The organism is Curtobacterium pusillum (assembly GCF_007673235.1).
GTDB lineage: Bacteria > Actinomycetota > Actinomycetes > Actinomycetales > Microbacteriaceae > Curtobacterium > Curtobacterium pusillum_C.
In genome coordinates, this window is record NZ_VDZH01000003.1 from 584306 (window position 1) to 595398 (window position 11093).

The window sequence follows — 11093 nt, forward strand, 5'->3', positions numbered from 1 at the left end:
GGTCAGATCTTCGTGCCGGCCTCGGACAGGACGCTCCGCAGGATCGAGGTGATCTCGCGGAACTCCGGCTGCCCGATCGTGAGCGGCGGTGCGAGCTGCACGACGGGGTCGCCGCGGTCGTCGGCCCGGCAGTACAGTCCCGCGTCGAACAGCGCCTTGGACAAGAACCCGCGCAGCAGGCGCTCCGACTCGTCGTCGTCGAAGGTCGTCTTCGTGGCCTTGTCCTTCACGAGCTCGATGCCGTAGAAGTAGCCGTCACCGCGGACGTCGCCGACGATGGGCAGGTCGCGCAGGGTGTCGAGTTCCGCCTTGAAGAGCGGGGCGTTCTGCTGCACGTTCTGCAGCAGGCCCTCTTCCTCGAAGATGTCGAGGTTCTCCATCGCCACCGCGGCGGAGACCGGGTGCCCGCCGAACGTGTACCCGTGGTAGAAGGTCGTGTCGCCCTTCGAGAACGGCTCGAACAGCTTGTCGCTGATGATCGTCGCGCCGATGGGGGAGTAGCCCGAGGTCATCGCCTTCGCGCACGTGATCATGTCCGGCACGAAGCCGTAGGTGTCGCACGCGAACATCGTCCCGATGCGGCCGAACGCGCAGATGACCTCGTCGGAGACCAGCAGGACGTCGTACTCGTCGCAGATCTCGCGGACCCGCTGGAAGTAACCGGGCGGCGGGGTGAAGCAGCCGCCGGAGTTCTGGACGGGCTCGAGGAAGACCGCGGCGACGGTGTCGGGGCCCTCGAACTCGATCATCTCGCGGATGCGCTCGGCCGCCCAGAAGCCGAACTCCTCCTCGGTCTCGCCGGCGAAGCCCATCTCGGCCGCGCGGTAGTAGTTCGTGTTCGGGACGCGGAAGCCACCGGGTGCCAGGGGCTCGAACATCTGCTTCATCGCCGGGATGCCGGTGATCGCGAGCGCGCCCTGCGGGGTGCCGTGGTACGCCACCGCCCGCGAGATCACCTTGTGCTTCATCGGCTTGCCGCGGAGCTTCCAGTAGTACTTCGCGAGCTTGAACGCGGTCTCGACGGCCTCGCCGCCGCCGGTCGAGAAGAACACCTTGTTGAGGTCGCCCGGCGCGTGGTCGGCCAGGCGGTCCGCGAGCTCGATCGCCGCGGGGTGCGCGTACGACCAGATCGGGAAGAAGGACAGCGTCTCGGCCTGCTTGGCGGCCATCTCGGCCAGGCGCTTCCGGCCGTGCCCGGCGGCGACGACGAACAGGCCGGAGAGCCCGTCGATGTAGCCCTTGCCGTGGCTGTCGTAGACGTGGTGGCCCTCGCCGCGCACCATGATCGGCACGTCGGCGCCGGCCTGGTTCGCACCGTGCCGGGCGAAGTGCATCCACAGGTGGTCGCGGGACTTCTGCTGCAGGGCGGCGTCGTCGACCGGGGCGAACGGGTCGTAGGAGCCGAGGCGGGTGGGCTGTTCGGTCTTCTGGTCGGACATGGTCATCGCGTTCCCCAGTCGTAGAGCTGTTTGCGGAGTTGCAGGTAGACGAAGGTCTCGGTGGCGGTCACGCCAGGGATGGCCCGGATCGTTCCGTTGAGCAGTTCGATGAGGCCGTCGTCGTCCTCGCAGACGACCTCCACCATGAGATCGAAGCTGCCGGCGGTCATCACGAGGTAGTCGACCGCCGGAAGCTGCTCGAGCGCGTCAGCCACCTTCCGGGTGTCACCGTTCACACGGATGCCGATCATCGCCTGCCGGTGGAAGCCGAGCTGCATGGGGTCGGTGACCGCGACGATCTGCATGACGCCGGTCTCGGTGAGCTTCTGGACGCGCTGCCGGACCGCCGCCTCGCTGAGACCGACCGCCTTGCCGATCTCGCCGTACGGACGGCGGCCGTCGGCCTGGAGCTGCTCGATGATGCGCTTGGAGATGTCGTCGATCGGACCCGGACGTCGTGGTGCTGCCGCCATGCCGCACAGCATTGCAGTGACCTTCGCGAGAACGCAAGGGATTTCGTTGTGAACACCGTGTTTCGCGACGATTTCCGTTGTTACGGTTCTCCACAACCTGCGGATTCTTCTTCCGCACCACCCGATTCCGTGCCAGTATCGCCGCCATGCTGGACACGACGAAGACCGCGACGGAGACGCACGAGGTGCGCAACTTCGTCGGGGGCACGTCCGTCGAGTCGCGTGCCGACAGCACGTTCGACCTGGTGGACCCGACCGACGAGCACGTCTACGGCACTTCACCCGTGTCGACCCCGGCCGACGTGGACGCCGCGTTCACGGCCGCGAGCAGCGCGTTCGAGACCTGGCGCCGCACCACCCCCGGGGAGCGCCAGCTCGCGCTGTTCCGGATCGCCGACGCGGTGGAGCAGCGTGCGGAGGAGTTCGCCGACCTCGAGTCGCTCGACACCGGGAAGCCCCGCGCCACCCTGGTGGAGGACGAGATCCTGCTGTCCGTCGACCAGATCCGCTTCTTCGCCGGAGCCGCCCGGAACCTCGAGGGGCGCAGCGCCGGCGAGTACATGACCGACCACACGTCGTTCGTCCGCCGCGAGCCGATCGGTGTCGTCGCCCAGGTCACCCCGTGGAACTACCCGCTCAACATGGCGGTGTGGAAGTTCGCCCCGGCGCTCGCCGCGGGCAACACCACGGTCCTCAAGCCGAGCGACACCACGCCCTTGTCGACCCTGCTCCTCGCCGAGGTCGCCGCCGAGTTCCTGCCGCCCGGCGTCCTCAACGTCGTCGTGGGGGACCGCACCACCGGCGCCGCGATGATCGACCACCCGACGCCGCAGCTCGTGTCCATCACCGGTTCCGTCCGCGCCGGGACGGAGGTCGCCCGCGCCGCCGCCGGCGACCTGAAGCGCACGCACCTCGAGCTCGGCGGCAAGGCCCCGGTGATCGTGTTCGACGACGCCGACATCCCGTCCGCGGTCGCGGGCATCGTCGCCTCCGGGTTCTTCAACGCCGGGCAGGACTGCACCGCCGCCACCCGGCTGCTCGTGCAGGACGGCATCCACGACGAGTTCGTGGCAGCGCTCGCCGAGGAAGCCCGGGCGAACGCGCAGACCGGCGCCGGTACGGCAACCCCGTTCTTCGGCCCGGTGAACAACGCGAACCAGCTCGCCCAGGTCCGGTCCTCCGTCGACACGCTCCCGGACCACGCCACGATCGAGCTCGGGGGCGAGCGGCAGGGCGACGTCGGCTACTTCCACCAGGCCACGATCGTGTCCGGCCTGCGCCAGGACGACCGCATCGTGCAGCAGGAGGTCTTCGGGCCCGTGCAGACCGTGCAGCGCTTCACGACCGAGGACGAAGCACTGCGCGCCGCGAACGACGTCGAGTACGGGCTCGCGAGCTCGGTGTGGACGACCGACCACTCCCGGGCGATGCGCTTCGCCCGTGACCTCGACTTCGGCTGCGTGTGGATCAACACGCACATCCCGATCGTCGCCGAGATGCCGCACGGCGGCTTCAAGCACAGCGGCTACGGCAAGGACCTGTCCCAGTACGGGTTCGACGACTACACCCGCATCAAGCACGTCATGTCCTACATCGGCTGAGGCCGACCACCCCCTGGAGGCACCATGGCAATGACCGGCACCTTCGCCGAATCGGGAGCCGATCTCCGGCTCGACCAGATCACCAAGTCCTTCCCCGGGCACACCGCGGTCGACGCGCTGGACCTGACCGTCCCGGCCGGGTCGTTCTTCGCCCTGCTCGGGCCCTCCGGGTGCGGCAAGACCACGACCCTGCGGCTCGTCGCCGGCCTCGAGGAACCCACGAGCGGCACGATCACGATCGGCGGCAGGGACGTCACCGACACGAAGCCGTACCAGCGGCCGGTCAACACGGTGTTCCAGAACTACGCGCTCTTCCCGCACATGAGCGTGCTCGACAACGTCGCCTTCGGGCTGAAGCGACGCCGGATCCCGGACCCGATGACGAAGGCGCGAGAAGCCCTGCACCTCGTCGAGCTCGACGACTCCGCGGGCAAGCGTCCCGCCCAGCTCTCCGGCGGGATGCAGCAGCGCGTCGCCCTCGCCCGGGCGATCGTGAACCGGCCGGCACTCCTCCTGCTCGACGAACCGCTCGGTGCGCTCGACCTGAAGCTCCGGCACCAGATGCAGCTCGAGCTGAAGACCATCCAGGCCGAGGTCGGGCTCACGTTCCTGCACGTCACCCACGACCAGGAGGAGGCGATGACGATGGCCGACACGGTCGCCGTCATGAACGGCGGTCGGATCGAGCAGATGGGCAGCCCCCAGGACCTGTACGAGCTGCCCCGCACCGCGTTCGTCGCGAACTTCCTCGGCCAGTCGAACCTGCTCGAGGGCGAGGTCCGCGGCACCGAGGGCGGCCTGCTCGTGGTCGCGACGGGGGCCGGCACGCTCGCCGTCCCGGCAGCGCGGGCGGTCGCGACATCCGGCCGCGTCGTCGTCGGCGTCCGACCCGAGAAGCTCAAGATCCGCACCGCCGAGCCGGCACAGGAGGCCGGCCGCAACATCCTCGGCCCGGGTCGGGTCGTGGACGTCTCGTTCTCCGGCGTCAGCACCCAGTACCTCGTCGACGTGCCCGGCGCGGGTCGCGTCTCCGTCTTCGCGCAGAACTCGAAGGGCGGGCCGCGGATCGCGACCGGCACCGAGGTCTGGCTCACGTGGGGCGTCGACCACGGTTTCGGCCTGGAGGCGCACCCCGCGTCCGACGCGAGACTCACCGCCGGAGCGGACCCGCGCCTCCAGTCCGCACCCGCCACGGCAGGAGCCGTCGCGTGAGTCGGCCCGACCTGGTGCGCGGACTGACGTCCGCCCGGGTGAGCCGACGGGGGTTCCTGGCCGGCGGCGGCGCGGCCGCCGTCGCAGCGCTCCTCGCCGGGTGCAGCATCAAGGGCTCCGCGGCGTCGATGGGCCCCGCCGTCGACTGGACGGCGTTCTGGAAGGACGCGAAGCCGACCAAGGAGCTCAACTTCGCGAACTGGCCGCTGTACATCGACTCCGACCACGGCAAGTCCGAGTCGCTGGCCCTGTTCAAGCAGGAGACCGGCATCGCGGTCGACTACCAGGCGGTCATCCAGGACAACGCGACCTTCTACGCGACCGTCTCGCCGATCCTCCGGGCGCAGGGCGCCACCGGTTACGACCTCGTCGTGATGACGAACGGGTACGAGCTCACCGAGATGATCGGCAACGGGTTCGTCTGCGAGCTCGACCACTCGCGGCTGCCGAACTTCGCCGCGAACGCCTCCGACTCGGTGAAGGACCCGATCTACGACCCGGGCAACAAGCACTCGGTCGTCTGGCAGACGGGGTTCACGGGGCTCGCGTACAACCCGAAGTACACGGGCCGGAAGATCACGTCCTTCAAGGACCTCCTCGATCCCGCGTTCAAGGGCCGCATCGGGCTGATGAGCGACAACACCGAGCTCGGGTCCCTGGCGCTGCTCGCGCTCGGGATCGCGCCGGAGCAGTCCACGCCGTCGGACTGGCGGAAGGCCCAGCAGTGGCTCCGCGATCTCCGCCCGAGCGTCACCGGGTTCTACGACCAGAGCTACATCAACCGGCTCGAGAACGGTGACACCTGGATCACCCAGGCGTGGTCGGGCGACGTGTTCCAGGCGCAGCAGTCCGGGTTCCCGCACCTGGAGTTCGTCACGCCGGAGGAGGGGCAGATGACCTGGCACGACAACATGCTCATCCCGCGGCAGGCTTCGAACCCGGTGTCCGCTCTCGAGTGGATGAACTTCTACTACACGCCGAAGGCCGCCGGCATCGTCGAGGACTACGTCAACTACGTCTGCCCGGTACCCGCCGCCGAGGACTACGTGCGGAACGAACTCGACGACCCGACCGTGGCGGACAGTCCGCTGGTGTTCCCCTCGGAAGAAGTCCTCGCGAAGTCGCACGAGTTCCGGGTGTTCAAGAACTACGACGAGTACTCGGAGTGGAACGGCATCTTCAACGCGGTGGTGCAGTCGTGACGGCCCTGTCGGTGGGCGCGCCGCCCTCCGTGCCGGTCCGGCGGGGCCGGCGTCGCAGCACGCCGTTCCTGCTCGCCCTGGTCGGCACCGCGTACCTCTGCGTGTTCTTCGTCATCCCGCTCGTGTCGGGGCTCATCGTCTCGCTCATGTCGGGCAACCCGGACGACGGCTACACGTTCACGTGGAACTTCGGCATCTACTCGTCACTGTTCGTCGACCCGCAGGTGCCGTACCTCACCTTCCTGCTCCGATCGCTCTGGTACGGCTTCGCTGCGACACTGGTGACCATCATCGTCGGTTACCCGGTCGCGTACTTCATCGCGTTCCGGGTGTCACCGCGGTGGAAGAACCCGCTGCTCATGCTCGTGTTCGTCAGCTTCCTGGTGTCGTTCATCATCCGGACCGACATGTGGGCGTTCGTGCTCGCGTCGCAGGGGCCCGTCGTCACCTTCTTGCAGGGGATCGGGATCGCCGGCAAGGACTTCCACATCCTCGGCACCGGCGGCGCGGTCATCTTCGGCGACGCCTACAACGACCTGGCGTTCATGGTGCTGCCGATCTACGCGGCGCTCGAGCGCATCGATCCCCGGCTCGGTGAGGCCGCGAACGACCTGTACGCCGGCAAGTTCCGGGCGTTCTGGCACACCACCCTCCCGCTGTCCCGGTCCGGCATCTTCGCCGGGGTGCTGCTCGTGTTCATCGACTGCGTGGGGGACCCGGTCAACTCGGCGCTGCTCGGCGGCACGAACACGTACACGATCGGCCAGGCGATCCAGGACGCCTACTCCGGCAACCAGCAGTACAACGTCGCCGCCGCGCTCTCGACCGTGCTCATGGTCGTGCTCGGCATCATCCTGTTCATCTACGCCCGTGTGTCCGGCACCGACGACCTCGAGGACCTCGTATGACCGCCGTCGCACCAACCCGCTCGTCCAGCGCCTCGGCGTCGCCCGTCACCGGTGCGACTGGTCGTCTGCCCGGCCGGCACGGCGTGAACCGGCGCGGGCCGTGGCTCGCCATCGTGTACTGGGTGGTCATCGCCATCACCCTGGTGCCGATCGTCTACATGATCGTGTACTCGTTCAACGACGCCCCCACGAACCGGTTGTCGTTCGCCTGGAACGGCTTCACGACGTACTGGTACGCGAACCTCGTGAACGTCTCCGGGCTCGGCCAGGCGTTCGTCACCTCGGTCGTCATCGCGTTCCTCGCGGCCCTGATCTCCGTCGCGATCGGCCTGCCGCTGGCCCTGGCGCTCGAGCGGTACAAGTTCTTCGGGCGGGGTGCCGTCAACGCGGTCGTCTTCGCGGACATCGCGGCGCCGTCGATCGTCGTCGGGTCGGCGTCGCTGTCGTTCTTCCTGTCGATCGGCCTCGGCACCGGGTTCCTCACCGTGCTGCTGACGCACGTCGCGTTCGACGTCGCGTACGTGGTGGTGGTGCTCCGGGCGCGGATCGCGGGGACCTCCCGAGCGCTGGAGGAGGCCGCGGGGGACCTCGGGGCGACACCGTTCCAGGCGTTCCGGCTCGTGACACTCCCGCTGCTCGCGCCGGGCATGCTCGCCGCGGGACTCCTCGCGCTGGCGATGTCGATCGACGACTACGTGATCACGTCGTTCGTCGCCGGGCCCTCTGTGACGTTCCCGCTGTTCGTGTACGGCGCCGCGAAGGCCGGGATGCCGCCGCAGGTGCTGTGCTTCGGGACGCTGGTGTTCGCGGTGGGGCTGCTCGTCGCGCTGCTGAACGGGGCGCTCAACCGGCGGTTGGCGCGGACGCGGGGTTGACGCCCGGAGTTCCCCACACCCGTCGTACGCGAGTGCGGGGAACTCTGTCTCAGTCCTTCCGGACCAGGTCGACGAGGAGCCTGGCGAGGTTCACGAGCAAGCCCGCGACCCCCAGCCAGAGCACCTGACGCCTGGGCTTGGGATCGGTGTCGTTCGACATCGAGACCACCTCCGGTGTCAGCGCCGGCGGACACGAGGAGCGGTCGGCCGGGACGGGCGTGCGATCGGGCCGGAGCTCGATTACACTGGACCCGAGCGTTGGACTCGGGAACGGATTTTGCCCGTCCTCGGCTTTCCACTCGGAGAGCAAATCGAAGCCCATCACCGTTGGCGCGGTGGTGGGCTTCACCCTTGCCCGGGAGTACCACCCGGCGGTGGGGTCCTCCCGTCATCAGCCTACGTGATACTTCACCGTCCAGTGCGGAGCAGGCGGTCGGCGGTGCGGAGCGACAGCGCCATGATCGTCAGCGCCGGGTTCGCGATGAGGGAGCTCGGGAAGACCGAGTTGTCGACGATCCACATGTTCGGCACGTCCCACGACCGACCGGCGTCGTCCACGACCGAGTTCCCCGCGTCCGTGCCCATCCGCGCGGTGCCGACGGTGTGCGCCGTGCGGTCGAGGACCCGGACGTCCTTCCCGCCGGCGGCCTCGACGATCGCCGTCATCGTGCGGACCGCGTGGCGGGTGATCGCCTCCTCGTTCGAGCCCGGGGAGAACGTCACACGGGCCTTCGGCACCCCGTTGGCGTCCACCTCGTCGGCGAGGACCAGGCGGTTGTCGTCGTACGGCAGGCACTCGGCGTTGATGCCGACGCCGGCCATCCGCGGGTAGTCCTGCAGCGCGCGGACGAGTTCGGCGCCCCGGAGCCCGCCACCCCGCACGAGCGTCGTCGCGAGGGTCAGGGGCTGCACGCCGAGGCTCTGGATGAGGTAGCCGCCCGCGAAGTCCGCGTCCGCCGGTCGGACGAAGTCCTCGGTGATGATCGACGACGGGTACCCGCGGTACGACCGCATCGACTCGTCGAAGGTCGCCCAGACCTGGGTGGCGCCGTGCGCCGTGAAGTTCCGGCCGACCTGCTCGCTGCTGTTCGCGAGCCCGGTGTGCAGCAGGAGTCGGGGCGTCTCGATCCCGCCGGCGGCGAGCACGAGCGCGCGGCAGCGCTGCCGGTGGTCGCGACCGCCCTGGCGGTACACGACCGCTTCGACCTCGCCGCGGGCGTCGAGCTCGATGCCGTGCACGAACGCCTCGGCGCGGATCTCGGCACCGAACGCCACCGCGGCCGGCAGGTACGTGGTGTCCATCGACACCTTGGCGCCGTTCCGGCAGCCCTGGTGGCAGGACCCGCACGAGACGCAGGCCTGTCGGAGCCCGTGGTGCTCCTGGTGCCGGTCTTCGGTGGTGAGACCGACGGGGGCGTCCGTCGCGGTGATGCCCACGGCTGCGGCGCCGCGGATCATCATGTCGGACGAGGCGTTCCGGGCCGGCGGTCCCATCCGGTAGCGGCGGGCCGGGTCCCACGGGTAGTGCGCGGGGCCGGCGACGCCGACGTCGTGCTCGACCTGCTCGATCCAGCCGGTGAGTTCGGCGTGGTCGATCGGCCAGTCCTCGCCCTGCCCGGAGTCGGTGCGGAGCCGGATGTCGTGCGCGTTCGGCCGCGGGGTGAACGCTCCCCAGTGCAGGGTGGAACCGCCGACACCGGTGCCGCTGTTGTTCGGCCCGAAGGCGGTCGGTGCGCTCCCGCCGCTGATCCGCTCGTCCATCCAGTTGATGTCGCCGGGGGCCTCGACCTCGTCGGGGGTGTGGTCGTCCGGCTCGGTGTTCGGACCGGCCTCGAGCGCGACGACGCTCAGACCCTTGCGTGCGAGGCTGGCGAGGAGTGGCGCGCCGCCGGCTCCGGTGCCGACGACGACCACGTCGACGACCTCGTCCTCGCTGTGGTGGCGCTGGTGGTCGAGTCTCATCGTGCGGCTCCCGTCGGTTCCCATGCTTCGCGTTCGTCGGCTCCGAGCAGCAGGAAGCCCTGCTTGCGGAGCCCGTCACCGCCGTTGGCGAACCCGTCGTAGTCGACCGCGGCCATCGTCGCGGGGTGCGCCATCCACTGCTTCGCCAGGTCGACGGCGGCGTCCTCGGCCCAGGCCTGCAGCTGGCCGGAGTCCAGGCGGCCCGACGCCGGCGTGTACTCGCCCGCGTCGATCGACGCGAGGACGTCGGCGAGGTGGTCGTCGCCCTGGGTCGCATCCGCCTGGAGTGCGTCGAGCCCTGCTCGGTAGGCGTCGACGTCGGCGGGCAGTCCGTCCGGGCGCCAGCCGTCGCCGAGTCCGTCGGCGAGCTGGTCGTCGACGCGCAGCGCGAGGTCGATCGGCCGGTCGCCGGGCTGCGGCACGACGACGCGCGCCAGGGCCCGGAGGGTGTCGAGCTGCCCGCGGGTGAGGGCACGGGGCTCGCGGTCGGGGGCGTCGGGCAGCGAGCGGACGGCGAGGACCCCCCGGGTGCGGGCGCTCACCCGCGGGGAGGCGATCACCCGGGCGGTGTCCGCGGGGACGACGGGGCCGTGGTCGACCCGTCGGCGCCAGAAGTCGCGGATGCGGTCGGCGACCTCGTCCGGCTGCTCCCACGGCAGCAGGTGCGCCGCCCCCGCGACGACGGCGGACTCCCCGGCACTCCAGTGCGGCAGGTTCACGGAGCGCTGGGCGTCCGGTCCGAGGTCGCCGTCCTCGGCGCCGGCGAGCACGAGCGCGGGCACGGGGTTGGCGGGGAACACGGTCGACCAGTCCTCACGGCTGCCGCGGACGAGCCAGTCGGTCCAGGCCTGCGGCACGGCGCGCTGTACATCGTGGACGGCGGTGGCGTGCGGTTCGGGTGCCAGGCGGGACGCGGTGTTCGCGTCGACGAAGGCCTCGGCCTCGTCCGGTCCGATCTCGCCGTCGGCCGCCCACGCGAGCATGGTGGCGCGGCGCTCCTCGTCCATCGGCTCCGGCGACAACGGCGAGGCGGCGAGCAGCACCACGGCCCGGAGCCCGAACAGGCCGTTCGTCCCGTCGACGGTGCGGGACGCCACCACGGACGCGACCTTGCCGCCCATCGAGTGCCCGAGGAGCGCCCACTCGGTGACGCCGCTGCGACCGATCGCCCGCTCGACGAGGACGACCATCTCCTCGACGGTCGTGCCGGTGGCGGCGGTGCTCGTCCCGAAGCCGGGCAGGTCGATCCCGACGAGGTCGAGCGTGCCGGCGAGGCGGGTACGGAGGCCCACGAACTCCTCGGAACTCGAGCCGAGGGCGTGCAGGCAGAACACGGTGGTGGGCATCCTTCGTTCCTACGTGCCTGCGTACCGACGCTCACAGCACCGCTGTACCCCGTGTTTCGAACATGCGAAGATCGG

9 protein-coding genes are annotated in these 11093 nt (G+C 69.9%); 5 read left to right on the top strand and 4 right to left on the bottom strand.

Going from position 1 to position 11093, the window contains the following annotated elements:
• Positions 1-2: 2 nt before the first annotated feature.
• The gene (locus FS532_RS11275) at positions 3-1334 is read right to left on the bottom strand and encodes an aspartate aminotransferase family protein (RefSeq protein WP_440130712.1); all 1332 of its coding nucleotides are present in this window, start codon (positions 1332-1334) and stop codon (positions 3-5) included.
• Between the two features lie 107 nt (positions 1335-1441).
• Positions 1442-1912, bottom strand: a complete 471-nt coding sequence (locus FS532_RS11280; RefSeq protein ID WP_144754012.1) for an Lrp/AsnC family transcriptional regulator — start codon at positions 1910-1912, stop codon at positions 1442-1444.
• A gap of 146 nt (positions 1913-2058) precedes the next feature.
• On the opposite strand from FS532_RS11280, the gene FS532_RS11285 reads away from it, so the two are divergent.
• From FS532_RS11285 to FS532_RS11305, 5 genes are read left to right on the top strand one after another with little or no spacing between them, the layout of a single operon-like run.
• Positions 2059-3513 (top strand): aminobutyraldehyde dehydrogenase, encoded by a 1455-nt coding sequence (locus FS532_RS11285; RefSeq protein ID WP_144754015.1) that lies wholly within the window; start codon positions 2059-2061, stop codon positions 3511-3513.
• Between the two features lie 24 nt (positions 3514-3537).
• Entirely contained in the window at positions 3538-4725 is a 1188-nt protein-coding gene (locus FS532_RS11290) for an ABC transporter ATP-binding protein (protein WP_144754018.1), read from the top strand.
• Positions 4722-5927: an ABC transporter substrate-binding protein gene (locus tag FS532_RS11295; RefSeq protein ID WP_144754021.1), complete on the top strand. Its 1206-nt coding sequence runs from the start codon at positions 4722-4724 to the stop codon at positions 5925-5927. Before FS532_RS11290 ends, FS532_RS11295 begins: the two co-directional genes overlap by 4 nt.
• On the top strand, positions 5924-6835 hold the full coding sequence (locus FS532_RS11300; RefSeq protein WP_099051920.1) for an ABC transporter permease: 912 nt from the start codon (positions 5924-5926) through the stop codon (positions 6833-6835). Before FS532_RS11295 ends, FS532_RS11300 begins: the two co-directional genes overlap by 4 nt.
• A complete protein-coding gene (locus tag FS532_RS11305) occupies positions 6832-7710 on the top strand; it encodes an ABC transporter permease (protein WP_144754024.1) in 879 nt (292 codons plus the stop codon). Before FS532_RS11300 ends, FS532_RS11305 begins: the two co-directional genes overlap by 4 nt.
• 408 nt (positions 7711-8118) lie before the next feature.
• Here the strand turns inward: FS532_RS11305 and FS532_RS11310 are convergent, their stop codons facing one another.
• Positions 8119-9672 carry a GMC family oxidoreductase gene (locus FS532_RS11310; protein ID WP_144754027.1) on the bottom strand — a complete coding sequence of 518 codons (1554 nt, stop codon included), beginning with the start codon at positions 9670-9672 and terminating at the stop codon, positions 8119-8121.
• Complete coding sequence (locus FS532_RS11315) at positions 9669-11018, bottom strand: alpha/beta hydrolase (protein WP_144754029.1); 1350 nt, start codon at positions 11016-11018, stop codon at positions 9669-9671. Before FS532_RS11315 ends, FS532_RS11310 begins: the two co-directional genes overlap by 4 nt.
• Positions 11019-11093: the final 75 nt, after the last annotated feature.

Bases quoted from the DNA above. Each gene is read 5' to 3' on its own strand.
- FS532_RS11290 (WP_144754018.1), top strand. From the start codon at position 3,538: ATGGCAATGACCGGCACCTTCGCCGAATCGGGAGCCGATCTCCGGCTC.
- FS532_RS11310 (WP_144754027.1), bottom strand. From the start codon at position 9,672: ATGAGACTCGACCACCAGCGCCACCACAGCGAGGACGAGGTCGTCGAC.
- FS532_RS11275 (WP_440130712.1), bottom strand. From the start codon at position 1,334: ATGCACTTCGCCCGGCACGGTGCGAACCAGGCCGGCGCCGACGTGCCG.
- FS532_RS11285 (WP_144754015.1), top strand. From the start codon at position 2,059: ATGCTGGACACGACGAAGACCGCGACGGAGACGCACGAGGTGCGCAAC.
- FS532_RS11305 (WP_144754024.1), top strand. From the start codon at position 6,832: ATGACCGCCGTCGCACCAACCCGCTCGTCCAGCGCCTCGGCGTCGCCC.
- FS532_RS11280 (WP_144754012.1), bottom strand. From the start codon at position 1,912: ATGGCGGCAGCACCACGACGTCCGGGTCCGATCGACGACATCTCCAAG.
- FS532_RS11315 (WP_144754029.1), bottom strand. From the start codon at position 11,018: ATGCCCACCACCGTGTTCTGCCTGCACGCCCTCGGCTCGAGTTCCGAG.